16 protein-coding genes, 2 pseudogenes and 1 CRISPR repeat array are annotated in these 25,681 nt (G+C 47.0%); of the genes and pseudogenes, 4 read left to right on the forward strand and 14 right to left on the reverse strand.

Annotated elements, in window-relative coordinates; translation table 11 throughout:
- A partial coding sequence (locus QUA36_RS27700; RefSeq protein ID WP_333459775.1) for a calcium-binding protein occupies window positions 1–1,248 on the forward strand: 1,248 nt, incomplete at its 5' end.
- Window positions 1,249–1,336: 88 nt separating this feature from the next.
- Here QUA36_RS27700 and cruG read toward each other — a convergent pair.
- From cruG to QUA36_RS27735, 7 genes are all read right to left on the reverse strand, one after another.
- On the reverse strand, window positions 1,337–2,548 hold the full coding sequence (gene cruG / locus QUA36_RS27705; protein WP_333459776.1) for a 2'-O-glycosyltransferase CruG: 1,212 nt from the start codon (window positions 2,546–2,548) through the stop codon (window positions 1,337–1,339).
- Window positions 2,549–2,957: 409 nt separating this feature from the next.
- Window positions 2,958–3,899, reverse strand: coding sequence for a gamma-carotene 1'-hydroxylase CruF (gene cruF / locus QUA36_RS27710; protein WP_333165218.1), 942 nt, complete (start codon window positions 3,897–3,899; stop codon window positions 2,958–2,960).
- Between the two features lie 55 nt (window positions 3,900–3,954).
- Window positions 3,955–4,176, reverse strand: a complete 222-nt coding sequence (locus tag QUA36_RS27715) for a hypothetical protein (protein WP_333459777.1) — start codon at window positions 4,174–4,176, stop codon at window positions 3,955–3,957.
- 6 nt (window positions 4,177–4,182) lie between these two features.
- On the reverse strand, window positions 4,183–6,798 hold the full coding sequence (locus tag QUA36_RS27720; RefSeq protein WP_333459778.1) for a CHAT domain-containing protein: 2,616 nt from the start codon (window positions 6,796–6,798) through the stop codon (window positions 4,183–4,185).
- Between the two features lie 120 nt (window positions 6,799–6,918).
- Window positions 6,919–9,837, reverse strand: coding sequence for a two-partner secretion domain-containing protein (locus tag QUA36_RS27725; RefSeq protein WP_333459779.1), 2,919 nt, complete (start codon window positions 9,835–9,837; stop codon window positions 6,919–6,921).
- A 65-nt stretch (window positions 9,838–9,902) separates the two neighbouring features.
- A complete protein-coding gene (locus tag QUA36_RS27730) occupies window positions 9,903–12,845 on the reverse strand; it encodes an S-layer family protein (RefSeq protein ID WP_333459780.1) in 2,943 nt (980 codons plus the stop codon).
- Between the two features lie 106 nt (window positions 12,846–12,951).
- Window positions 12,952–13,569, reverse strand: coding sequence for a Uma2 family endonuclease (locus tag QUA36_RS27735; protein WP_333165228.1), 618 nt, complete (start codon window positions 13,567–13,569; stop codon window positions 12,952–12,954).
- 238 nt (window positions 13,570–13,807) lie between these two features.
- Here QUA36_RS27735 and QUA36_RS27740 point away from each other — a divergent pair, with 238 nt between their 5' ends.
- A complete protein-coding gene (locus QUA36_RS27740; protein WP_190742120.1) occupies window positions 13,808–14,038 on the forward strand; it encodes a DUF433 domain-containing protein in 231 nt (76 codons plus the stop codon).
- Window positions 14,035–14,367, forward strand: a complete 333-nt coding sequence (locus tag QUA36_RS27745; RefSeq protein WP_333459781.1) for a DUF5615 family PIN-like protein — start codon at window positions 14,035–14,037, stop codon at window positions 14,365–14,367. Before QUA36_RS27740 ends, QUA36_RS27745 begins: the two co-directional genes overlap by 4 nt.
- 34 nt (window positions 14,368–14,401) lie before the next feature.
- Here QUA36_RS27745 and QUA36_RS27750 read toward each other — a convergent pair whose 3' ends face one another.
- The gene (locus QUA36_RS27750; protein WP_333459782.1) at window positions 14,402–14,545 is read right to left on the reverse strand and encodes a hypothetical protein; all 144 of its coding nucleotides are present in this window, start codon (window positions 14,543–14,545) and stop codon (window positions 14,402–14,404) included.
- A gap of 461 nt (window positions 14,546–15,006) precedes the next feature.
- Between QUA36_RS27750 and QUA36_RS27755 the strand changes: the two genes are divergently transcribed.
- Window positions 15,007–15,753 carry a hypothetical protein gene (locus QUA36_RS27755; protein ID WP_333459783.1) on the forward strand — a complete coding sequence of 249 codons (747 nt, stop codon included), beginning with the start codon at window positions 15,007–15,009 and terminating at the stop codon, window positions 15,751–15,753.
- 171 nt (window positions 15,754–15,924) lie between these two features.
- On the opposite strand, the gene QUA36_RS27760 is transcribed toward QUA36_RS27755, so the two are convergent.
- The 6 genes and pseudogenes from QUA36_RS27760 to QUA36_RS27785 form a co-directional block, all read right to left on the reverse strand.
- Window positions 15,925–16,158, reverse strand: a complete 234-nt coding sequence (locus tag QUA36_RS27760) for a hypothetical protein (RefSeq protein WP_333459784.1) — start codon at window positions 16,156–16,158, stop codon at window positions 15,925–15,927.
- A 13-nt stretch (window positions 16,159–16,171) separates the two neighbouring features.
- On the reverse strand, window positions 16,172–18,235 hold the full coding sequence (locus tag QUA36_RS27765; protein WP_333459785.1) for a ShlB/FhaC/HecB family hemolysin secretion/activation protein: 2,064 nt from the start codon (window positions 18,233–18,235) through the stop codon (window positions 16,172–16,174).
- Window positions 18,236–18,868: 633 nt separating this feature from the next.
- Entirely contained in the window at window positions 18,869–19,876 is a 1,008-nt protein-coding gene (locus QUA36_RS27770) for a protochlorophyllide reductase (protein ID WP_333099251.1), read from the reverse strand.
- A 480-nt stretch (window positions 19,877–20,356) separates the two neighbouring features.
- A pseudogene (locus QUA36_RS31460) lies at window positions 20,357–21,318 on the reverse strand (ISAs1 family transposase).
- 289 nt (window positions 21,319–21,607) lie between these two features.
- The gene (locus QUA36_RS27780; protein ID WP_333459786.1) at window positions 21,608–22,726 is read right to left on the reverse strand and encodes an alkene reductase; all 1,119 of its coding nucleotides are present in this window, start codon (window positions 22,724–22,726) and stop codon (window positions 21,608–21,610) included.
- Window positions 22,727–22,850: 124 nt separating this feature from the next.
- Window positions 22,851–23,036 (reverse strand): annotated as a pseudogene (locus tag QUA36_RS27785) (transposase); the annotation flags it as partial.
- Between the two features lie 44 nt (window positions 23,037–23,080).
- Window positions 23,081–25,593: a CRISPR direct-repeat array (repeat unit 37 nt; unit sequence GTTTCAATCCCTGATAGGGTTTTAGGTTGTTTTCGGC).
- Window positions 25,594–25,681 lie beyond the last annotated feature (88 nt).

Consider the following 25,681-nt stretch of genomic DNA (forward strand, 5'->3'; position numbering starts at 1 on the left):
CCAACGCCTGCACCAACGCCTGCACCAACGCCTGCACCAACGCCTGCACCAACGCCTGCACCAACGCCTGCACCAACGCCTGCACCAACGCCTGCACCAACGCCTGCACCAACGCCTGCACCAACGCCTGCACCAACGCCTGCACCAACGCCTGCACCAACGCCTGCACCAACGCCTGCACCAACGCCTGCACCAACTCCTGCACCTGCACCAACACCAACTCCTGCACCTGCACCAACACCAACTCCGGCACCTGAATCAACACCAACACCAACTCCGGCACCAACGCCATCGATAACCCCAACACCATCGGTAACGCCAACACCAACAACCAACAACATCCCTAACGATGACTGCATCTGCGATGACCTTGCCTATCCCAACTTAAACCAACCTAACTCGGTTGAAAACACCATACTTGGTGTATCGGGGATTCAAATAGGCACTGCCCAAAACGATGAATTTTTCGGCAGTAACAACGGCAATATATTCGATGCCAAATCCGGGAATGATAACTTATATGGTGGAGCCAACAACGACATCTTTAATGGCAACTTTGGCAACGACTTCATCACTGGAGGCAAAGGTGACGACATCCTCTATGGAGATGAAGGAAACGACATCGTGCTTGGCGAATTGGGCAACGATTTAATCTTCGGAGGCAAAGCCAATGACTTGTTACATGGCCGCGAAGGTAATGACATCATTCTTGGTGATAAAGATGATGATTTCATCAATGGTGGTAAGGATAATGACGTTTTATATGGAGGCAAAGGTAACGACATAATGCTTGGTAGTCAAGGTGATGACTCCCTGTTTGGACAGTTAGGTTCGGATACCATCTGCGGCGGTGAAGGTAATGACTTAATTAGCGATAACGAAGGAGCCGATATCCTGGGAGGATGTGAAGGAAATGATACCCTGTACGGAGGCGAAGATAACGATACTCTCACTGGTAGTCAAGGTGATGATATTCTTTACGGAGACTTGGGCAATGATAGTTTGATTGGCGGTAGCGGTAACGATATCTTTGTCTTAAAAGCTGGTCAAGGATTTGACATAATCGCTGATTTTACCCGGGGTCAAGATTTGATTGGATTAACTGGAGGTTTGAGTTTTGCTCAGTTAGCAATAACTCAAAATACTCAGGGAACTCTCATCAAGAATATCTTGACAGGAGAAGAGTTAGGCGTGATGATTGGAGTGAGTGCCAATGCGATTACATCCGCTAATTTCCTGCTGATTTAGGAAAGGAAGAAAAGTACGATCGCCCATTCGATCCAAAAGGGCGATCGCACTTCTACCAATTTTAAAAGCTGTAGCAAAAATTTAACGATTATTCATACTTTCTGCCGCGCCACTGAGTAGGCTGATTTAAAGCAGAAATTAGAATACGCAAAAACGCCAGCGGATCGGCCAAAGGTGACAGCCAAAACAGCCATTTACCCGATGCCCCAGTTGTATCGTAGGAAGGTGCGATCGCGAAACACAAAGCCGATCGCACTGCAACCAAAAATACATTCAATCCCAACAGCCAAAAGTGCGGAAATACACCAACCGGCGGCAGCGAACCAAACAGCAAATAGCACAACACAATCGGCACCGGCAAACCTTGAACCGCCAGCAACAGCCACAAATCGCCCCAAATTTGACCGCCAGAAGCAGCATCTTTCAAATCGAGCGATCGACCCCATTCATTCCAAGTCTCGATCGCCCCCTCATACATCCGCACCTTCAACACCTTAGCCCCATCCAAAAAGCCCACCTTAAAGCCCTTAGCAGCCGCATAGCGAGCCAGAGTCACATCATCGCAAAAAGAACCCCTCGCGACCTCATAGCCCCCCAAAGCCACCAAAACCTCGCGCTTACACAAGAAACACTGACCGTTCGCCATCACCCGTTCCGGCACATCCCCGCCAGTCCCCGTCGGCCCGAACCGATAAACCAAAGTCATTAACAAAGCAGGTTGCAGCCACAACTCCCCCGGATACTTGAGGATAAACTGCGGCGACAGCGAAATCAAATCGTACTTTCCAGCCGCCGCCGTCTTCAGCAAACTCGCAATCAAGCCGGGATGCGGCACAGTATCCGCATCTATCCCCAAAATCCACTCGCACTTCTCGGAACTTGCCAAAAAACCCGCATTCAGCGCCCACGGACGCCCTACCCAACCCGCCGGCAGCGGATCGTCGTTAATCAAGCGAAACCGGGGGTCTTTTTGTGCAGCAGCTTTGACTAAATCTCCGGTTCCGTCTACCGAATAGCTGTCAACCACGATCGCTTCTCGGAGTTCGTAACTTTGGCGGCTTAATCCTTCCAAACAAGGCGAAATTCGATCGGCTTCGTTCAAAGTCGGTACTACCGCAGTACAAACACCCAACAAATCCAGCGTCGGCGAATCCGGTTCCAGGGGTGGGATGCGCGATGGGCCTTTAATCAAACGCGACATCAGAAGGGCTGCGGCGGGCAATTGCAGAAGCAGGAGTGCGACAGGGATGATACTTGTCAGCGGTTGCGAGAAGAGGTGAGGGGCGATCGGGAAAACCATACTATTAAACAATTGAATAATTGGGAATGACTGACTGGATATGGGTCAATACGCTTGGGTTAAAACTATTTATTCCTCGGAGATCCCCCTAAATCCCCCTTAAGAAGGGGAGTAGGGGTTGACTTTGAGTAAGTTCTTGTCCCCCCCTTTTTAAGGGGGGCTAGGGGGGATCGAGCTTAACTGAACCCTATTGGGATATGGGTTGCGAGCTTATTTACAGTTCATTTTTTTGGTAACTGATATCAATTTAAAAAATTTAATAAAATTTTGACCTCAAACATATTACAGGAATTGGGAATGAAAAAATCGCCACTGAAAAACCCGGTTTCTACAAGAAACCGGGTTTTTAAACTAGCTCAAAATTTAGTGTAAATTTTTGCTAAATCAGCCGGGGTTGCTCGCTAGCAACTCACTTACGCAAAACGCCCACGGGCTCAGGTGGAATTTTAGCCGTGATAACAGATGTCTCCAAAGACGGCATTGTTTCGGTTACGTCACCTGTTGCGGGTTTAGCGATCCAGCTTAACGCGATCGCCGGAACTACACCCAGAAGCACCGCTAGCGATGTCGGGAACCAGAACCGAGAATCCAAGGAAACTACAGTGATAATTGCTCCGAAAGCAAAGTTTACCAAATAAACAATTAAGGGCAAACCCAATTCCGATCGCTCTAATTTAATCGGTGTTTTTCTCCACAAGAAAGCTGCTACAGACATAAATAGCGCCCCCGTACCCATCCAGCCAGCCAAATTGCGGTAAGGCATCCCAAAGAAAGCCCCAAGTTCCTCAAACTCCCAAAAAGGCACAGAAGTTTGACTCATCGCCGGATCTAGTACAAAATCCCAAGCTGTTAGCAGCAAAGCACCAAGGGCGATCGCCCCTATTTGGCGCACCCAGTTGAGCTTACCTTTACCGCCACCTACTCCAGCGCGAGCAATTACATAGGAAACCAGTCCCAGATAAAACCACGAGAGGGGAATTGTAAACGGAACCAGCCCTGCAATTTTGTAGCCCAAACCGCTCAAATAATGGTAGTGCCCGAAGGGAAAACCCGTACTCGTTCCTAACAACTCGCTACTCAAGGACAAAAACACAGAAGGCACTAAAAAGGCCAGAGTTGCACCCAAACCCAATGTCCGCAAGGAATAGAGAGCAACTGCTGCTGCACCAAAGATGATATAAACTACTCCACCCCCAGCCATCCCCCACTGGAATAGCGTTTGCCCTGCTGGTGGCAAACTCATCACCAATTCGGGACGGGGTAAAATCAGCAGCAACCCTGCCAATCCAAAAGCCATTGACAAGACGTGGGCAATCAGGCAAAAGCGCTCAGCAATCAAAAGTTGCTTCATGGGACTCCTCGAAAAAATATTAGATGCAGAAAGCACTCTTAACAGTTTACAAACTTTAACAAAAAACCAACTGCATTTCAGTTAGTTGTCTGTTGACAGTTGACAGTTGACAGTTGGCTGTTGACTGTTGGCTGTTGACTGTTGACTGCAAGCCCAATGCCCAATGGCCAATGCCCAATGCCCAATCCCCAATGCCCAATCCCCAATGCCCAATCCCCAATGCCCAATCCCCAATCCCCAATCCCCAATGCCCGATGCCCGATTCCCGATTCCCCATCTTAAATTACTGCCAATTGCCCACAAGCACGAAAGGTGCCCAGAAATACGGGTTCTGATACTGTGGGTTTTGCAACAGCGTTAATTGAGCGTTGCGGAGGGCTTCAGCTTTGCTGGTTTTAGAAGAAGCCAGTTGCTTGTAAAACTCAGTCATAAAGATAGCTGTAGATTCGTCGTTGACTTGCCAAAGGGTGGCGGCGGTGCTGCGGGCACCCGATCGAATTGCGGCCCCGGCCAAACCCAAAGCGGCGCGGTTATCGCCCGAAGCAGTTTCGCAAGCGCTCAAAACCAAAAGTTCGATCGGCTGTTGTCTCTCCCCAGTGCGGGCTCGCAGCAGTTGATCGAACTCCTTAACATTCACTTTCTGATCCCAAGTCACAATAAAAGTATCCGCCGCATTCGAGCTAAACTGACCGTGAGTTGCCAAATGGACGATCGGGTAAGACAAAGCTTTAATTTGATCGTGCAATCGCCCGCTGACAAAATCTTCATTCAGCAGCGAACTCGCCGGCATCTCGGCTGCAATTTGTTCAACTTCCTCCTTCACCCCCGGCAAAGCCGAGAAGCCTTGACGCGCTTCGGAGAGGGCAGCGGTGAGCACTTTTAACTTGACTTTGTTCAGCGGTTTCGGTGCCAGCAATTGCAATCCCGGTGCCAAAGCAATGCTGTATTTTTCTACCAAAAACTTTTCACCGTCGTGCAGCACCGCCATCGGCAGATTCCGCAAATAACCGTCGAGCACAAATACCAGGGTTTTAATCCCGGCGGCGGTCAAATCCGCCTCTGCGGGGCGGATTAACCAGTCATAAACCTGTTCAACGGGTTGCCTCCTGTTGCGGGGGAAAGCAGCAGGCCTGATGAGATTTTTGGCTTGCCTGAAGGCAGTTTCCAACTCAGATTGAGACTTCACAGTAGCGTAGCGACGCAGGGGTTTGCCGGGAATTGACAAAATTACCTCCAAACGATCGCTCAAAATAATCGGATAAATCACCGCCGCTGTCGGATCAATTTCCTCGATAGACTTTGGTTTAGCATCAGCGCAAGCATCCCGAAAAAAGTTGTCCAATTCCGCCAACTGCAAAGATTCCACCGTTTGGCGCGCTAGTTTCAACTTAGCTTGACTGGGAGATTCCTCTTGCAAAAGCAGCCCGACTAATTCGCGATAAACCGGTTCGGCACTTTCCCGAAACGAAAATTGCACTTCGGGATTGACTGTCACCAAATCGCCCCGCAGAGAAGACAGTATATTAACAGCTTGAGTATATTGAGCGATCGCCCCTTCTGTATTGCCCTGAGCTTTCCGAATCCGCCCCAGTTGCCAAAACAATTGATAAGCAATATCGGGAGATTGAAACGCCGGTGCTAAAGTCAAAGCCTCAGTTGTGAGATTTTCCGCTTTCTGATACTGCTGTTGGATTTCCGATAGTTTGCCTTTAGCTGCCAGAATATAAGCTTGTATGCGTTTGTCGCCCAAACTGTTTGCTGGTTCGACAGAGCGATCGAGCATTGTGTCAATATCGCTTAAACTCACAGTTTTCGCAGGCGACTGAGCTAATTTCATCAAGCTTTGAGCTAGATTAATTTGAGCATAAAGTCCGGCGCGGTTCGAGCCAAATTGCTCGGTTTGAGGTTCCAGAGAACGCCACAAAGCCTCTGCTTCAGACCAATCTTGGCGATCAATCAACAAACTCAATTGGTTTAACTTTGCTTGAATTTGTAGGAGTGATCGATCCGATATCGCCTGGATCGATCGACCATAATACTCTAGGGCAAAGCGTTCCCAATCAGCCCGCTGTTCTGGTGTCAAACCCGGTTTATTGCTTTTAGCCCGTACCGTATTGCCCAGATTGAGATAAATTGCAGCCTCCTCTGACCGGGAACCTAATTTTTGGGCTGCTTCGAGTCCAGCCGACAGCACATCCTGCGATCGTTCCAGTTGTCCCAAAACCCGCAGTACCCGCCCTAAAGCATGAATTGCCCGGACTTGTTCGAGGGAAACCGATCCATTTTTCAAAGTTTCCAAACCCGCTGCCGAAATTTCGCAAGTTTGGTTTTCCAACTTGAAAGAAGCTAACAGCATTTTGCAAGCTCTGGGGTAAAGTCCGAGAATTTCCCAAGCCCGACTTTGATTAATTTGAACTTGAAAAAGTTGGTTTTTTCTATCAATTTGCTCGAAAATTTTAGCGCTTAACTCCAAGTTATCGATCGCATCTTGAGTCTGCCCCCGTTCAAGTTGCAACTGTCCTTGAATGTTGAGAGTTTCAGCCAAAATCCGCTGCTGTTCGGGAGTGTTGGCTTGTGTTCGCACAGCCGACAAACTCGAATTTACAGCTTGTTCTGCTTCTTCCCAAAGCCCCAACTGCCCGTAGGTTGCAGCTAAATTACTCAAAGCTGTGGCGCGATCGAGATTTTCGCCTTTTGCCTCAAACTGGCTTGCCGCTTGCTGCAACAACGGTACAGCTTCCGAAAAACGTTCCTCTTGGTAAAGAGTTCGAGCTTGTCGGACAAGCTGCACCGCTTGTGGTGGATTAAGCTGAGCAACTCCGGGAGGAATCGCAACGGATAGCAGACAGGAAATCACAAATAACAGAATTACTTGTCGGAGCGATCGGGTAAAGTTCATATTTAGAAAATAAAATTACAACCGCAGACACACATACTAATTAACCCAAATACATCTTATTCTTGATCTGCGTTAATCCGCGTTAATCCCCCTACATCTGCGGTCAAAAAACCCCTAATTTCAACGCGGCGCACAACCAGAATTCTGCCGAGGATTGCGAGAGTCAGCAGCATTACCCGGATTATATCCAACAAGCGTAACTTCTCCTTTCGCATTCACTACCCAACCTTGCGCCGGAACAACTTCCCGATCGGGGATTGCCCCTTCTTCCTTCTTCCCTCGATCGGTTACATCGGTTAAATCCTCTACATTGCTAGTTGCCGAACTTCCTGCCTCTTCCACCCACGGCAAAGGCGATAGAGGGCTGCTGAGGGCATCATTAGGACTTGGAGGCACTCCTCCTTTCCCAGTAGCTGTAAACTCGCTCTCTGCCCCTCTGATGCAGGGATTTGCAGCAATTAACGCAGCCGGATTCACCACATTTTGTGGCAGTTCCACTAAACCTTGAGCAGGATTCACCCCAGAAGAACTAAATGTTACAGTACCCTGCAAAGCCGGGCCGCTACTTTGGGAAATCGCCGCAATATCGCTGGTAGGAACTAGAGAAGTAGGACTTACTTGCAACGCTGCAAATTGATCATCTGTTAATCCCAAACTCCCTCGAACCTGTTCACGACTGACTGATGTAAACCCGAAAACATTGGGGACATTAATATTAACGCGACCACCTTGGGCCGATCGCGCATTAGCAGTAATATCGCTATTTTCATTGGGGATAGCAACCAGAATATCGCTTTTAATGTTGATATTGCCACCCTCAGAAATACTGGCATCAGTTGTGATTCGGCTCCCTCGACGCAACTGGACATCCCGTGCTTCAAGGTTAATATTTGCTCCGGCACCGGATTCAGTTCTACCGTCAATGCTGCTTTGGTTGTCAAGGAAAATTGAATCTGCTTTCACGTTAATGTTACCAGCCCGTGCCGAACCCAATGCTTGCAGATTGAGTGTTCCCCCATTGCGAAGAATCAATTGCCCGACATCCAGATTTAACGAACCTCCGTTAGCCGTAGCATTGGGATTTCTAACACGAGATGCAATCCCCACGGAAGTCTGAATTTGACTGTTAAATTCACCTTGACCTCCATTACCAATAATTTCTACACGCCCCGCATCAATTGTGATACTTCCGGCTTCTCCTTTGCCTAAAGATGCAGTAGTCATAACTCCCCCACCTCGGAGAGTCAGTACAGGTGTAGAAATGTTCATATTTCCTCCCCGATTAGCAGCGTTAGCATCAGCGGAGATAAAACTGGGGCCCCGACTGCCGTTCGCCAAAACTCCAGAAATACCCTCGACTGTTACTGACTCAGTGGCCCTAACTGTCAAATTACCTCCTTGCCCCCCAGTTGTATTAAAGGGTTGGTTGCCAACAACTGAGCCGCTAGATAAACTAATTCCGGCTCCGTCTGAAATCCTCAAGCGCTTCGTGTCGATATTAATGTCCCCAGCTTGCCCATTCACACCGCCTGCAGTTGAGGCCATTAAGGTTGCTACGGGACTTCGAGGAGGAGTCCGCAGCACTTCTACTGCTTCAGAAGCTTTAATGTTAATATCCCCGGATGATCCTCGATCGCGAGTTATGGTGAGTAAAGCAGAACCATCACTTACGGTTAAACGCTCTCCCTCAAAGGAAAAATCTGCTCCCTCACCCGCACTCCCGGTAAATGTGCCGCTGTTGACCGCAGAACTGACTTGATCGAAAACCCTAGCACGGATGGTTATATTTCCGGCGTTACCCGTACTGAAGGTGCCGGTAGTCAATGCACTTCCATTGTTCATCAACAGTTTTGCGGTGTCGATTGTAATGCTTCCGGCATTTCCCATGCCAGCAGTGCCAGTAATTAGGACAAGTTGGGGGTCAAAAGGGGCGATCGATCCAGATAGCAAATACTTACCGGCAAAAACGGTAAAGAGAGCCAATCCAATCCCGTTCATTTCTACTGAGTCGGTAGCCCGGATATTGACAGCGCCTCCGACACCACTTCCTGTTGTCAGCGTGGAGATTTGCGCCCCACCTTGGGCCCGAAACTGTTGAGCGTTAATATCGATGCCCCTACCATCGATATTTCCCAAAGTCAGTGCATAAATCTTCCCATTATTGAGGTTGACATTTCCACCTCGAATCTCGACTTTACCGCCACCGAGTCCACTGGTGTTGAGCACTGAGCCGTTGGTTATTTCTATATTACCAAAGTTGGAAACCTTGTCATAGTTTAAACTTAATCCCAATGGCGTTGCCTCCAATCCCACCATCCCCGGACTAGCGACGCTACCGAGCAAAATTTGTCCGGTTGAGGCAGTGAGTGTTCCCTGATTTAATTCCATATCTCCTCCCACTAGGGCGAGTGTTTGTCCGGGTTCAACTGCTAAGCCAATGTTATTAAAAATCGGCGGGAGCCCTGGAGGTAAATCTGGTAAATTTAAGGCTGGTGCTGCTGAAGAGTTAATGATTTTCCCCGGATTTTCTCGAAAGTTTAAACCGATAGGTATATTGACATTTAACAGCGGTACTGATTGGGGATTGCTGCTGCTGAATAGAGCGCCATTATCGAAAACTACGCTATCTGCAGAACTTGCTAAAAATGAACCGCGCAAATCTAACCTCGCATTGGAGCCGAAGACAATTCCTTTGGGATTAAGTAAAAATAAGTTGGCATTTCCTTGGACTCCCAACACACCTAAAATATTAGAAGGGTTGCCACCCGTAACGCGGGTAAAAATATTCGCAATCCCGTTAGGATTGGCAAAATATGCGCCTCGTCCTTCACCAACGTTAAATTGTTGGAAACTATGAAATAAATTTGCTCCGCGAGTTGCACCGCCAGTGATTCTATCTGAGGGTAAGTTGTTGATAGTGTCGGGAACTGTCCGCGAACTTTCTGCACCCAAGCTATTATCGGGGATGATTTGGGCGATCGCAGGAAAAGGAAACAGCAATAAAAAGGCAAAAAATAGAGCGGAAGATTGGCGGCGCATCTTTGAAGTCTGGTTAATTTAGTATTAGGAAAATAGGGAGGGATTAGCTAAAACCTGAAGAGTACCTATTGAGGTACGCAAACACCCGTCGGTTTCGGACTGCGAAGAGATGCACCACCACCAGAATTATATGCTACCAGCGTTACTTGTCCTCGATCGTCCATTACCCAACCTTGAGCGGGAATAATTTCTGTTGGTCGAATTTCTATGGAGGCTCTTTGACCTTCTATTTGCTGACTTCCACCTACCGCTGGTTCTACCCACGGCAACGGCGATAGAGGGCTGCTGAGAACTTCATTAGGACTTGGTGGCAATCCCCCGCGACCAGTCACAGTAAACTCGTTCTCGGCCCCTTGGATGCAGGGATTTGCAGCAATTAACGCAGCCGGATTGACCACATTTTGCGGCAGTTCCACTAAACCTTGAACGGGATTCACTCCAACAGAACTAAATGTTACCGCCCCTTGCAAAGCCGGGCCACCACTTTGGGAAATCGCCGCGATGTCGCTGCTTGGAAGCAGAGAAGTAGGACTTACTTGCAACGCTGCAAATTCGCCGTCACTGAGCCCCAACCTGCTTCTGACTTGTTCGCGGCTGGCTGCTGTAAAACCAAAAACATTGGGGACATTGATATTCACGCGGCCGCCGCCTGCTGTGCGGGCGTTGGCTGTGATGTCGCTGTTTTCTTGCGGGAGGGCGACAAGAATGTCGCTGTTGATGTTGATATTGCCGCCGTCTGAACTGCCTGCATCGGTGGTAATTTGGCTGTTGTGGCGCAATTGGATGTCTCGCGCTTGCAGGTTAATATTTGCTCCTGTACCGGATACAGTCGTACCGTCAATCCTGGCTTTGTTGTCAAGAGCGATCGAATTTGCGACAATATTGATATTACCAGCGCGTCCGGTTCCCGTCGCCTGCACTGTCACTGTAGCTCCATCTCTGACAATTAGTCGATCGGCATTCAGATTCAACGAACCGGCATTTGCCGTCGCCTGGGGATTAGTACCAAATATCTTGCCCACCGAAGCATCAATTGTACTGATAAACAGACCATTATTTCCGCTGCCGCTGACCTCAATGCGATCGGCATTAATAGTAATATTCCCCACATCTCCTACACCCAAAGAACTCGTAGAAACTATCCCCCCATCCCGCACGGTTAGGCTTGGCGTATCAATCCGAATATCCCCACCCCGACTAGAACTCAAAGTTCCAGAAGTCAGGCCACTCGCATTCTGAATCCCGCTGCTCAAAAGTTGAGAAATACCTGAAATTTCTACTGATTCAGTAGCCCTAACCGTTAAGTTTCCAGCAGGCCCGCCCTCCTGAGAAAACAAAAACCTGCCAACTAAAACACCTGTTCCTACTGTAAACGCAGAACCCCCAGAGAGACTCAACCGCTTGGTATCGACGTTAATATTCCCCGCCCTTCCGTTAGAACTGATACTCAGCGTGCTGATTCCGGTTGACACAACTGTTGTCGGGCCAGTGTTAGACAATTCTACTGATTCGGCAGCTTTAATGTTGATATTTCCCGACGGGCCGCTGCTGTAACTCGTCGTACTCAGAAGAGAACCGTCGCGCATAATTAATCTCGCGACATCAACACTAATACTTCCTCCCGTACCGGTACTTTCTTTAGCTGTCCCGTTATTTATTCCAGAACCCACCATCTCAAAAGTATTGGCGCGAATGATTAAATTCCCACCCCTTCCACCGCCAAAAGTGATACCACTACCTACTACGCCATTATTGAAGAGCAGGCGACCAGTGTCGATCGTAATATCGCCCCCCGAACCTGCACCAGCACTACCATTAAATACCATCATTAGCGGGTCAAAGGGGTCTGTAGTTCCCGATACCAAATATTTAATTGCAACTTCTTGATAGCCCTCAACTCCCAGCCCGATCATTTCTACTGAATCAGCAGCCCGCAAGTTGATATTACCTCCTGCACCATCTCCTAGAGTCAGGGTAGAAAATTGCGTGCCGTTTTCCACTCGCAACTTTTGAGCGACGATATCAATACCTCTACCATCAATATTTCCCAGTGTCATCGCATAAATTCGCGCACCGCTGAGGGCGACATTTCCACCTTTTAACTCTACTCTGCCACCACCAATTCCGCTAGTGTTGATGAGTGATCCATCGGATATTTGAATATTGCCTAAGTTTTGAATATTGTCATAATTTAAAGTTAAATTTCCCTTTTCCCCCGCTGTCATTGCAAAATCAACTAAACCGGGACTGGCTGCGCTACCGAGTAAAATTTGTCCGCCACTGGCTGTTAAATTGCCGCCTTGCAGTTGGATGTCGCCGCCAATGAGTGCTAAAGTTTGGCCAGGTTCTACTGCTAAACCAACTCGATCGCTAATCGGAATTGGCACAGCAGAGGCTGGCAGGTTTACCTTCCCTACAGCCGTCGATTGATTGACAATTGCACCGGGATTGTCTCTAAATCTTAAACCAACGGGAATATTAACGGTTAACAGCGGGGATGTTTGCGGGTTGGTGCTGCTGAATTCAAAGCCGTTATTAAACACAATACTGTCAGCCGTTGAACCGATAAACGAACCGCGCAAATCTAACCGCGCATTCGGCCCGAATATAATTCCTTTCGGATTAATTAAGAATAAATTGCCGTTGCCTAAAACTCCCAGAGTTCCTAAAATATTTGAGGAGTTTGGGCCCGTAACGCGGGTGAAAATGTTGGTAATTCCGCTGGGATTGTCAAAATAAGCTCCCCGCCCTTCACGGATGTTAAATTCGCGCAAGCTGTGAAATAGGTTAACGCCGCGAGTTGTACCGCCAGTGATTCTATCTGAGGGTATGTTATTGATAGTATCGGGAACTGTGCGCGAACTTTCCGGGCCCAGGGTATTATCGGGAATGATTTGGGCGATCGCGGAAGTGGGAAATAGCAACAGGAAAGCAAACAGTAGGGAGTAACTTACGCGCGGGCAAGATGCCCACACTTCAGTAAAATCTAGTAGTTGTGGAACAGGCATCTTGCCTGTTTTTGAGAATGGTGAAAATAGTAAAGAGGAATGGAAGGGAGGCATAAAAACACTCTTTCCAGGATAAATTTTATCGATGTAATCTCATCTCGTTTCTCTAAATGTTTTGAATTTGGCTGCTGAGTACAAGTTGCTCGACTGTGATTTCTAGTTCGGGAAAAGTTTTAGAGATAATGCGCTCATTACCTGTAAAACTTTGAACTAAATAACTGCCATTTTCCAAAGAGTAAACGAAAACTGTGGGAATTTTGGGATTTCCTAGATAAGCCCTAGAAGCGATCGCTAAATAGTCCACAATCCAATACTCACAAATGCCGAGGCGTTGATACTCATCTAGCTTATCCACATAGTCGTCTTCCCAGTTAGTTGAGGTAACTTCAACAGCCAATTGGATAGGTTCGGTAAGGGCTCCGTAGCCACGTACATTGCTGTTCCATACAGATGCCTTCACCACGCCAACATCAGGATTTCTGCCTTGTTCTTGTCCTGAAGCTGTTACAGTTCTGAAAACTATATCTTTGTCAACGATATAGTCAAGTCCCAAGCGCCTGATTTCATCGTTAAAGCCAAATACTAGAAATCGTGCCACATTTTTATGAGCTCTGGTTGCTTCCACTTTGACAATCTCTCCATTTACAAGTTCGTAGATGCCAGATCCGTCTGGGTACTTTTCGAGAAACTCTGCAAATGTTAGTTTAGTTTTTGTCTGAACCATAAGACAAGCCCTCTTGTGTTAACTAGGTTAGGATTTATATCGTTTCCGGTTCCATCATAATTATATATTTTGATCGTATCAGTGCGAGCGTCCCCGCTCGCGACCCAAGTAGCGATCGAGACCGCCACTTAATAAAATTTGACCGTCAGCGCTAAAAATAACTGACAACCTTGCCAGATGCGCAGCCCTAGGCTAAGATTTTGCAAAGGTCGAGAACACAATGACGATAATTCCAACTATGAACTACCGAAACCATATCACGATCGAACCAAATAAACGCGGTGGCAAGCCTTGTGTACGCGGCTTGCGAATTACGGTTTATGAAGTGCTTGAGTACCTGGCTTCCGAGATGACCGAAGCAGAAATTCTAGATGATTTTCCCGATCTGACGCGAGAAGATTTAAAAGCCTGCATAGCTTATGCTGCTGACCGTGAGCGTCGGTTTATGACCGCTCCCTTATCCGCATGAAATTACTTTTTGATGAAAACTTGTCGCCCAAATTGCCGAACCGTTTGAGCGATATTTTCCCAAATTCGCTTCACGTTCGAGATGTGGGAATGAAAGCAACGATCGACCCAGTAGTTTGGGATTATGCAAAAGATAATAATTTGATGATTGTCTCAAAAGACGCTGATATGCACGATCTGAGCTTAGTATTTGGGAATCCACCGAAAGTTATTTGGCTTCGCCTTGGAAACTGTTCGACATTGCAAGTTGAAAATTTGTTGCGTCGGTCTTTTAACGCCATTAAATTATTTTATGAAGACGAAAATTTATCGCTGCTTGCTTTATCATAATGCACCGATGGCTTTGGGCCTCTTTCTAGGGCTTTTACCAAGGTCGAAAACAGAATGGCGATCGACGCGAGAATGCACCGGAGTTGGAAGAACGGTTGAATACTGAAATTCCTACAACAAATATGGGGCGAATAATTACAGTCATTCGAGCCTGAGTAAGTTCTGATGAATGTATCATTTTTTTTGATTTCCCCAGTGTTAGCTCGACTCTCTTTCACCCATCAAGTTAAGTGCTTGAGTCGAATCGTGCGTCGAACTCGATCTAGGAAAGGAGATTCTGATGGGGATTAAGAAAGGGTTGACATACATCATCGATATGCGGTATTTTTAGACTATAATGCAGTATTGTACCGCAACTGCGATACAAGTATAAGATTTTTATCGGCAGCACGGTAAATAATCTGGAAAAGCTTAAGGTTTCTAGTATGGGGTGCTTCGATAAATCTAGTCGTTGCAACTGACGCGAATTTAAGATTGTTAGCTTCGTTGAAAGGCGATCGCGCGCAGTTGAACTAAATCGTTAGGCTGCTTAATTCTCCGGTGGGACGCCAAGCAAGGATATTTGTCAGTGTTCAAAGTTAAGTTAACTGAGGCTATCTATTCGCCACTTTTTCAAGAAGGCGTTAGTTAGAAATACTTATGAAAAATAAGCTTGCAATCTTTGGTTTTTTAGTTGGTATTGCGATCGTGATTTTTTTGGCAGTTGTGCCGATCAAAGATGAGGTTTCTCCAGGAGGAACCTCATCAAATACGCCTTTACCTAGCATGTCGCCTCCTATGCCTTCACCTAGTGCTTCGCCCATACCTCCCACCTCTATGGGTATTGTGGATGAGATAGTGACTAACCTCGAATGGGGGAATATTGCATTTGAGACACCCAAGAAAATGCAGTTTGAAGAACCTAAAATTATCGAATTGCTTTTATCGTCAACCAAATCTGTCCAAGAGCTTCAATCTTCTTTGAAGTCTCAGGAGCAGATTGAGTCGGCACGAATACAGATATCAAATCGAATGGAAGCAGACCTGTCGGGACAAGGTTTTAAGATTGAGGCATTAGTTCCACAGGAACAGGCTGTATACAGAGGTAAAACAACGCAGTGGAAATGGGAAGTCACCCCTACGAAAGATGGGAATCAGAATCTGTATCTTACCCTGTCAGCAATTATCAATGTATCGAATGAAAAAGTACCACTTGTTATACGAACATTTGATAAGACAATTAAAGTAGATGTTTCTGTAGGTCAGCAGATATCAACTTTTGTTTCTGGTAATTTGGAGTGGTTATGGGCAAGTATTCTTGTACCAATATTTCCTTTTATCTGGAAGTGGTATAAGAAAAAACGGGACAAAAATCAGCCGCCTAACAACCCTGGTGCAGCGGATTGACCCCATCCGCTTGGGTGAGGTGCAAAGATCTCGGCAACCGCTGACCAGGAACGTTATGAGTGGTACAAATCCCCGCTGAACAACAATAGAAAACCATTTCTGCAGAAGCATACGCAAAAACTCCGTGTCTACCCCGCAGGAAGCAAGCTAGAGACTAGAGACCGGCGAATGTCAAATCAAATCCCCTAACACTTTCAATGTAGCTTTTTGAGCGTTTGTCAATTCCGTTGCCCCTCGAAGATTCATCCCTTCATACAGCCGATCGCCCATCAACGTCCTAATACAACATCCGGTTGCGATATCCCACAGTTTAATGGTGCGATCGAGGCCGCCACTTAATAAAATTTGACCGTCAGCGCTAAAGATGAAAGTGTTGGGCGAAGCGAAGCGTTCGATCGCACTCAACCCAACCTACAACTTAAAACGGAAAATAATTGATTCTAAAGTAGATGCCTTTTTCCTGCAAAGTTCGATCGCCCGATCGAGCATTGATCAAAGGAATACCATAGTCTAAACGCACATTCAACCGATCGCCCATCTGCCAAACCAGCCCCAAACCCGCACCCAGCAATTTATCCGAGTCAGGATTCGGCTTTTCTCCTGAATGGTTCCACCCTACCCCAAAATCGATAAACGGAGCGACTTGCAACAAACCTTCGACTTCCCGGACACGCCAAACCGGGATTCGCACTTCAGCCGATGCGATCGCACCGCTATCAGTTAACAGCAAATCTTGGCGGTATCCGCGCACGCTTTGAACGCCACCGATCCCAATTTGTTCGAGAGAAAGCAGGGGGCGATCGGCTAATTGAATGTCTGAACGCACTATCAGCAAGGTTTCTGGCGCTAACAGCCGCACATACTGGGCTTGGCCGCGCCACGCCAGAAAGCGGCTGTCAGGGCCGCTATCGTTCGCAGTAGCGCCGAACAGATTAGTGCCGAGGGAGAATTGCGATCGCGCCGCGAACACTTGGTTGGAACTCCGCTGCACGTATTCTTGAAAAAACCGCACAGCCGAAACCCGCGTTTCGCCGCGATCATTTGCTCCCGCCGAAAGCGCAAATGGTTCCCCTGAGAGGAATGTATCGCTTTCTTGCCGCGAAAAACTTAGTCCCAAAGCCAAAGTGCGATCGGGCTTTTCGACAATCGGCTGGCGGTAAGTTAACTCATAAGTCCGCGATTTCCCCTCAATTTCAGCAGCATCAAAGGGTTCCTCGATGATATTGGTGCTAGCAGCACTCGCAGCGAACGCAATCGTGCCGTTGCGCGCGTTGACGGGGACGGTGTAGCTGCCGTTAAATTCGTTGCTGCCGTCGGTGTTAGCATAAGATACCTCTAATCCGTCGCCCAAACCGAGCAAATTTGCTTGATTTATGCGAACACCGCGCCGAAAACTGCCGACGCTGGGCGATCGATTGTTGTCTGCGAACACTTCACCGTTAAAGCTGTCTGCTTCTTTTACCCGCACTTCTAAGCGGCTGTTTTCCGGGCGGCTTCCTGCTTGCAATTCGGCGGAAATATTGCCAATTAAGGGGTCGAGTTGCAGCAGTTGCAAGGCTTCCAGCAACCGAGATCTATTGAGGGGCCGTCTGGTAGCGCGTTCTAGGCGCGATCGCACGTAATTTGAATTTAAGCGCCTGTTTCCAGTAATCACAATTTCATCTAATCCGCCTTCTACAATCCGAATTTTCACCACACCTCCTTCTCTCGGAAAGGTTTGGTTGGCGGGAATTACAGCGCCGGAATTGATGTATCCTGCGGCTACATATTTTTGAGTGACGGCTGCTTCGGCTGCGATCAGTTCGGCAAAGGTGATTTCGCGGCCGGCAAACTGTTGCGTAACTTCTGCGAGTTCGCGATCGCTAAAAGCTGTGTTGCCCTCAAACTCAAAGCGATCGACCCTAATTGTACCTATAATACCCGGTCTATCATCGCCGGGAACAGGTGTTAGCGGGGTTGGTTGGAGGGGAGACGGTGGGGGAGGTTGCGGGGCTATTGGTGCAGGTAATTCCGGCTCTCTGGGCAGAATTGGGTTGGGCAGTTGGCTTAGTTGCGAGCCTCGATCGATACCCAAATCAATTTTTTGTCGGTCAATATTTTCTTCTAGCTTTTGATCTCGGTTAAAAACATCGGTTTCTTGAGTTTTTGTGCTTAAGGTGCGATCATCGGCTGAATTTGCCACTTCCAGCTCTAAGTCGGGGATTTCCGCAGGTGGGGATAAGCGTAGAGTTGTCGCCAAAGCCGATCGTTCTGATTCAGGGGGTAACTGCGTTTCCTCGTCTTTTACGGGCAAGTCTTCGCGTTTGTCAAGATTAGTATCGGGAAGGAAACCTCGATCGCCTCCGCTGCTAACTGCTGCCAAATCCTCAACATTTGAGGTCAAAATTTCAACTGTGCTAGCCGATGTTTTCGCTGGTTTTCCCAGCCAAACTAACCCAAAAATTCCAGCGAGTAAAAATAGTTTTTGCGATCGACAAGCCATAGAATCAAATTATCTCGAATAATTGGGTGAAAATATTTTCCGCAATAGAGCACCCTCAAGTAAAAACCAATCTTAACAGCAAAAAAAGGAAACAGCCGTCCCAGCCAACAGTTTCGCAACGGCTAAAAACCAAAAGGTCGATCGACCGTTGTTCATTTCCCAAGACTTACGCATCAACCGGGTTCTTATCCGAAAAAATATCGTGTAAGTCGATCGTAAACGGTAAAAAAAACCAATTTTTTTGATTGCAAAACCTACGCTTTCATGCTAATCCAGCGACAAGAACATTCCTGGACACCAGGGTAAACCAGAAACCAGGTTGTGTCCGAAAAGACGCGCTACAACTGAGATCTGGCACCATTCTCAATAATCTTTTTATGAACAGGCAAGATGCCTGTTCCACAAGAGATAAATTTTCTTGTGGAACAGGCATCTTGCCTGTTCTTAAGAATAGTGCAAGATGTGAGTTACAACCCCCAGAGCCACTAAAAAACCCGGTTTCTTTGATTTTGGTGCATCATCCCAAATCCGACTTTAGTACCCCCTTTATTATTGAATCCGCGTCTACCCACCTCCTATGCGTAGACGCCGTTTCAACCGCCAAGCCTGATCAAGGGGGTTTGTAACTGTGAATTATGCAGAGCGGCCCGCACCAGCCGCAGCACCCATTTGAGCCCCGTCAGTCAATCCCACCAACTTAGCACTCAACTCCCACATCCGCTCGCCTTTTTCATCATCGCGGGCCTGGGGAGAAACCTTCTGCACAAAAGACTTGCCATCTTTTTTCTGGCGATTTCCCCAACTCCAATAAGCGCCAGATTGCTTGTATTCTGGATCAGCAACCACCATCGCCAGCCTTTCCCCCGCCAACTCCTGCGACACGTAACCCCCGGTGATATTCTTCTGAAACAGCGGGAACAGCTTCTGGAACAAAGGATAGTGGTTGCGGAAAAGTGGCGTATCCGCCACGCATCCCGGATACAGCGAAGTGAAAGTAATCCCCGTGGATTCGTGAAAGCGGCGATGCAATTCCCGCATCGTCAGTACGTTGCAAACTTTGCTATCTTTGTAAGCCTTGACGGGTTCAAACTTCTTGCCATCAACCATCGAAATCGGGTCTTTGAAACCCGCTTCAAAACCTTCAAACTTGCCCAAATCCGGGCGCGGCGGAATCTTCCCGCCCAACTCGTCTGGATTGTGAGTCACGGTTCCCAAAATCACGATTCTGGCATCGGAATAATAGGAAGGCTTCATATTTTCCATCATCAGGTTGCACAGCAGGAAATGACCCAGGTGATTGGTAGTCATCGTCAACTCGTAACCCTCCGGGCTCCGCAGCGGTTCCTTAATCAAAGGCATATAAATGGCGGCATTGCACACCAAAGCGTCCAGAGGCCTGCCGCTGGCCTTAAATGCCCTAGCAAATCGGCGCACGCTTTCCAAATCGCCCAAGTCAATCTCCATGATGGAGAAACTGCCTTCAGGTATACCCAACTCTCGCGCGGCGTCTCCGGCTTTCCGCACGTCCCGACAGGCCATGACTACGTGCCATCCCTTGTCTGCGAGAGCTTTCGCGCCGTACAAACCGACGCCGGAGGAAGCGCCGGTAATGATAACCGTTGATTTGTGATTTTGTGCCATCTTGTTAAAAGCGCTTCCGCTATTGATTTTTTTCAGGCACTCAAACGCTGAGCTAGCAGCTTGGATGTTTTGAAGTACCCTATGGTTATTAGGATATGGGGAAACGTTCTCGATCTCAACCGGGATGCTCTCACTTTTGCCGGCAAGCTAGAAATTGGAGGCAGGAGACGGGAGGCAGGGGGCAGGAGGCTGGAGACGGGAGGCTGGAGCCAGAAGAAGTGTTTTTACAAATAATAAATACTCGTTTTCAACGGGGGATAAAAATTAAATATGAGTCCAACTTCGACTCTTATTTGGAGAAATTAACCATACATCTTATAGCAGGGCTATTTCATTCTAAACAGCTTCTTCAAAACGTCTAGACCATAGCCCGCGAGCCGTTGTGCCTGTGCCATATTTGTTTCTCCAGCTTCTCGATAAAGATTGAGTGCTAAATTACGAGCAATTGCAAAAATGGCCGGGAGCTCGCCGACTCGAACTCTAGAAGCATCTTCTACGCCGAGTCACATCTCGGACATAGTGGACCTTATTTTCAACGCCCCAGTAATCGCGAATTCTAGTTGCAAATTGTTCCACCGTTTCATCCAATGAACTAATGTAGTACCTGGTTTCAGGCTTCTTAATTTGAATATATTCACCTTTTAACAGGTGTCGATAACTCGTGACTCGAATGATACTTCGTAGTCCGGCCCAGTCTTCGCTCTCCGATAGTCCATGCCAGCCTGTCCACAAACTCACACTTCGTCGTTCCACTCGTCCGTGGCCCGTTTCAACGGTATTAATATGGGATTCTGATTGAAATTTCTCCTTAATTTGCTTATGAAAATGGCTATGATTCCCTTTTAAGGCACCGAGATAGTCATTCCCAGACTCAATAATTAGCTCACAAGTTTTTTTTGAGTATTCAAGGCATCGAAGGCAAAAACGACTCCCCGTTGGGCCAAGGCTTCCAAAACGGGTGGAATCGCTTTGATTTCATTGGTTTTACAATCCACTTGTTGGGGAGTTAAAATCAGTCCTCGTTCGACCAAGTAGACCGTCACCAATTGAATCGCTGGATGGGATGGGGTCCGATTATCACCCGTTTCAATGTTGTAAGAGCCACGGAGGACTTTTCCATCTAAGGCCATGGTTTCACCTCTTTTCGGTTCAATTTTGCAGAAAGAAGCGACGCAAGCGCCATAGGATTGATAATCCAAGTCCAGTAACGTCCGACGAAGCGTACTGTAGGAAGGAATCCCATGCTTCGGGAACCCAAACAGCGCAATCAGAGGTTCGCGGTAAGCCTTTAACCAATCCCCGATGGCTAGAAAACCACCACATCCTGCGCTAATCGCCAGGGTAAATAACGCTAAACAGACCGCATACTCATGACGACAGCCCGCTCCACGCCGTGGGTCGGGTAATTCCGAAAATGCTTCTACAATTGCTAGCGAACTCATAAATCATAAGTTAGGGTGAATCCGACTTCTAAACTCTAAACCTAAACCCTGCCTACTGTCTAGAACGAAATAGCCCTGCATCTTATAGGGGGGCGGGTTGACAATTATCTATGATGCACTTACTCGGTATTTATATCAAATCCGTTAGCATCGGAATAGTAAATTCGAGTTCACTGTTGACTGTTGACGGTTCACTGTTCACGGCGTCAACAGTCAACAGTCAACAGTCAACATCATTCCGGTGTAACCGGAAATGATATTATTGATAAACCCGCCCCAACAAACTCAACTAAGAAATAGCTGCTGGTTCCTGATAGGTAGGGAAATCAATATAACCTTCAGGCCCAAAAGAATACCAGACGCCGACTTCAGCAGGCGGATTGAGCGGCCAACCATTAGTAAAACGCTCTACTAAATCGGGGTTGCTGATAAAATCCCGACCAAAAGCTATTAAATCTGCAACTTTGCTATTCAGGGCTGTTTCAGCCTGTTCTTGAGTATATCCGCAGTTGCCGACGAGCGGCCCTGTAAATACATCGCGAAACTCTCCTATCATCATCGGCGTTCCCAATTCATGAAAGCCAAAAGCCAAACCGTCCACCAAGTGAAGGTAAGCTAAATCATAGGCATTTAACTGCCCCGCGAAATACAGAAAATCTTCTCGATAAGTGGGAGAACCCATGTCATTGAAATTACCGTTGGGGGACAGCCTAACTCCCACTCGGTTTGCCGGAAATACTGTGATAATCGCCTCGACAATTTCCTTAAGAAAACGGTAACGGTTTTCAACTGAGCCGCCATAGGAATCTGTGCGGTGATTGGTTTTGGTTTGCAGGAATGTGTCAATAAGATAGCCGTTTGCCGCGTGAATTTCTACACCGTCAAAACCTGCCATTTTTGCTCGTTCGGCCGCCTTGCGATAATCTTCTACAACCAGGGAGATTTCATGGGTTTCTAGAGCGCGGGGGGTTTCGTAGGGTTGTTTGCCTACAGGGGTATGAATGCCTTCTCCGTTTATTTTGATGGCAGAGGCTGCAACTGGCAATTGATTGTTTTCATGAAAACTGCTGTGGGAAGCTCGTCCGCAGTGCCAAAGCTGCATGAAAATCGGCGTTTCGTGGGCATGAACTGCAGTCACAACTTGTTTCCAAGCTTCGCCTTGTTCATCTGAATAAATACCGGGCGTATTGAGCCAACCATTAGCTTGAGTAGAAACCACGGTGGCTTCTGTAATGATTAAACCAGCGGAGGCTCGTTGAGTGTAATACTCTGCCATCAAGGCGTTGGGCATCCGCGTTTCACCGGCTCTAGATCTCGTTAGGGGTGCCATGACTACCCGGTTTTTTAAGGGTAAATCTCCGATTGTGAATGAACTTAGTAGGAGTGGAGAAGTTGTTTGATTGGTCATAATTTTGAGGTTGTGTCAACTGAATAATCTGGTAAATCACATATAGCAACTGCCCGTGTTAGGATGCAAGGCACAAGACATCCAAGGGTCGCCAAAATGCAAGCAATCAAATTCATCAAGCTGTTTACGAATTTGACTTTTTAGCCAAAACTCTTCTTTGTTCAATTTTGTTAAACTCTGGAGAGTATGGCGGTAAATATAATAGTCTACACCGTGCTGTTTGAATCAATTCCTGAATCCGACCACTTTTATCAAATGTGAGATTATCGATGATCACCACCTGTGCTGTGACAAGTGTTGGAAGTAAACTTGTTTCTAGCCAAAGAGATGAGTAAGGAGATGGATAGCTGGGAGGTTTCAACCCCTGATAGGGTTTTAGGTTGTTTTCTGCCGAAGTTAGCCTCAGCTTCAGCTAAATCGGTGAAGTCTTTCAATCCCTGATAGGGTTTTAGGTTGTTTTCGGCTGGAGTTCGATGTGCGATCGTGTGAATTTCAAATTCGTTTCAATCCCTGATAGGGTTTTAGGTTGTTTTCGGCCGTAATCACAAAGGAATGTAGAGCGAATTTGATGTAGTTTCAATCCCTGATAGGGTTTTAGGTTGTTTTCGGCTACATGAAGCAAAGGGAACAAGCGCAACGCTTAAGTTTCAATCCCTGATAGGGTTTTAGGTTGTTTTCGGCTTTAACTTAGATTATAGTGTTGAGTTAGGTGACTTAGATGTTTCAATCCCTGATAGGGTTTTAGGTTGTTTTCGGCTTGATAGCTTTAAGGATAGCTTGCAAGATGCCATTTATGTAGTGTTTCAATCCCTGATAGGGTTTTAGGTTGTTTTCGGCATTTCGGCAAATCTATCGGTGTTTGTTTTCATAGTTTGTACTGTTTCAATCCCTGATAGGGTTTTAGGTTGTTTTCGGCGCACCTGCTGCCTTGTGTCAGGCGGTTCGCGGATGGTAAGGATTTCGGTTTCAATCCCTGATAGGGTTTTAGGTTGTTTTCGGCTCATCATCTTCCTTGCAATTTTCAGCAGCCAGGTCGATCGCGGTTTCAATCCCTGATAGGGTTTTAGGTTGTTTTCGGCCGGGCCCCATCTCCCAGTCATCCATCAGTAGATCGTTTCAATCCCTGATAGGGTTTTAGGTTGTTTTCGGCGCTGCCGTACTTGGTGGTAAAAACAAAATCAATTGTTTCAATCCCTGATAGGGTTTTAGGTTGTTTTCGGCGCTGAATTTTTGTCGCTTCACAATAGTTTCATGGTTTCAATCCCTGATAGGGTTTTAGGTTGTTTTCGGCTTTGCTTGTGTTGTTCAAGTTGTTGCCACAGTTGTTTCAATCCCTGATAGGGTTTTAGGTTGTTTTCGGCGGCAATTGAATCTGCTGGAATCAGTAGAAACCGATGTTTCAATCCCTGATAGGGTTTTAGGTTGTTTTCGGCTTTACTGTGCCAGGGCAAATCACTTACGTACCTGCGTTTCAATCCCTGATAGGGTTTTAGGTTGTTTTCGGCATGAAATTTAGGAAGCTGGTACGCGAAAAGGTACGGTTTCAATCCCTGATAGGGTTTTAGGTTGTTTTCGGCTGCACCCGGCAAAATCATAGGTCGTGCTTTCCGTGTTTCAATCCCTGATAGGGTTTTAGGTTGTTTTCGGCTGGTCATAGTAATCTTATCATTTTCTCGACGAACAGTTTCAATCCCTGATAGGGTTTTAGGTTGTTTTCGGCTATTCAAAGAATGCAAACTGCACGGCTTTCCTACAGAGTTTCAATCCCTGATAGGGTTTTAGGTTGTTTTCGGCCAGCGTCACCAAGGAATATAGCAGCTTCATCCAAAAGGTTTCAATCCCTGATAGGGTTTTAGGTTGTTTTCGGCCTGATTATTGGTTTGCTTATACCAGTGAAGCAGTGTTTCAATCCCTGATAGGGTTTTAGGTTGTTTTCGGCTTGAATTATTTGCCCCCCGGCCCTCCCAAAGTGAAGTTTCAATCCCTGATAGGGTTTTAGGTTGTTTTCGGCGTGTGCATGGGTTTAAAAACTAACTAGGATGAATCGGTTTCAATCCCTGATAGGGTTTTAGGTTGTTTTCGGCCGCAAGCCGATCGCAAAACCGCCGCCACCCAAACTGTTTCAATCCCTGATAGGGTTTTAGGTTGTTTTCGGCCGATCGCACTTATGAACAAAGGAGAACTGGTGGGTTTCAATCCCTGATAGGGTTTTAGGTTGTTTTCGGCTCAACTCCATAATCGAATCCAAAAAAAACCAACTGTTTCAATCCCTGATAGGGTTTTAGGTTGTTTTCGGCCTTAATTGGAAACAAATCGAACAGCACCAAAGAGTTTCAATCCCTGATAGGGTTTTAGGTTGTTTTCGGCTTGTCGGAGCGCACATTGTTCAAGCTCCAACGACTAGGTTTCAATCCCTGATAGGGTTTTAGGTTGTTTTCGGCTTATACATCCGGCTGGGGCGGCTTTAACAGCCGGTTTCAATCCCTGATAGGGTTTTAGGTTGTTTTCGGCTAGATCGATCTGGGCTTCTAAGCTTGTGGAAGCTGTTTCAATCCCTGATAGGGTTTTAGGTTGTTTTCGGCTTGAGAGGTATTCAGAGATAACTTGGGAGTAACTGTTTCAATCCCTGATAGGGTTTTAGGTTGTTTTCGGCAGATAACGCCACAACACCGGATCGCCTGTTAAGTTTCAATCCCTGATAGGGTTTTAGGTTGTTTTCGGCTTAAATCTTAGCAAGAATTGCCCAATTTTGTTACTGTTTCAATCCCTGATAGGGTTTTAGGTTGTTTTCGGCCTGACCAAGCTAATCTAGCACATTTATTGTGCAGTAGTTTCAATCCCTGATAGGGTTTTAGGTTGTTTTCGGCCTTGATCAAATGGGAGCATCCCACTTTTGCAATCAGTATAAATACTCAGACAATTGTCTGGCTAAGTTGATGGCATAATAGAAAGCAA

The sequence above is a fragment of the Microcoleus sp. Pol10D4 genome, from assembly GCF_036701555.1.
Taxonomy (GTDB): Bacteria; Cyanobacteriota; Cyanobacteriia; order Cyanobacteriales; family Microcoleaceae; genus Microcoleus.

Coding starts and splice junctions, on each gene's coding strand:
- QUA36_RS27780 (WP_333459786.1), bottom strand. CDS start 22,726: ATGACCAATCAAACAACTTCTCCACTCCTACTAAGTTCATTCACAATC.
- QUA36_RS27740 (WP_190742120.1), top strand. CDS start 13,808: ATGAACTACCGAAACCATATCACGATCGAACCAAATAAACGCGGTGGC.
- QUA36_RS27720 (WP_333459778.1), bottom strand. CDS start 6,798: ATGAACTTTACCCGATCGCTCCGACAAGTAATTCTGTTATTTGTGATT.
- QUA36_RS27715 (WP_333459777.1), bottom strand. CDS start 4,176: ATGGGGAATCGGGAATCGGGCATCGGGCATTGGGGATTGGGGATTGGG.
- QUA36_RS27750 (WP_333459782.1), bottom strand. CDS start 14,545: ATGATACATTCATCAGAACTTACTCAGGCTCGAATGACTGTAATTATT.
- QUA36_RS27735 (WP_333165228.1), bottom strand. CDS start 13,569: ATGGTTCAGACAAAAACTAAACTAACATTTGCAGAGTTTCTCGAAAAG.
- QUA36_RS27770 (WP_333099251.1), bottom strand. CDS start 19,876: ATGGCACAAAATCACAAATCAACGGTTATCATTACCGGCGCTTCCTCC.
- QUA36_RS27725 (WP_333459779.1), bottom strand. CDS start 9,837: ATGCGCCGCCAATCTTCCGCTCTATTTTTTGCCTTTTTATTGCTGTTT.
- QUA36_RS27765 (WP_333459785.1), bottom strand. CDS start 18,235: ATGGCTTGTCGATCGCAAAAACTATTTTTACTCGCTGGAATTTTTGGG.
- QUA36_RS27745 (WP_333459781.1), top strand. CDS start 14,035: ATGAAATTACTTTTTGATGAAAACTTGTCGCCCAAATTGCCGAACCGT.
- QUA36_RS27755 (WP_333459783.1), top strand. CDS start 15,007: ATGAAAAATAAGCTTGCAATCTTTGGTTTTTTAGTTGGTATTGCGATC.
- cruG (WP_333459776.1), bottom strand. CDS start 2,548: ATGGTTTTCCCGATCGCCCCTCACCTCTTCTCGCAACCGCTGACAAGT.
- QUA36_RS27730 (WP_333459780.1), bottom strand. CDS start 12,845: ATGCCTGTTCCACAACTACTAGATTTTACTGAAGTGTGGGCATCTTGC.
- cruF (WP_333165218.1), bottom strand. CDS start 3,899: ATGAAGCAACTTTTGATTGCTGAGCGCTTTTGCCTGATTGCCCACGTC.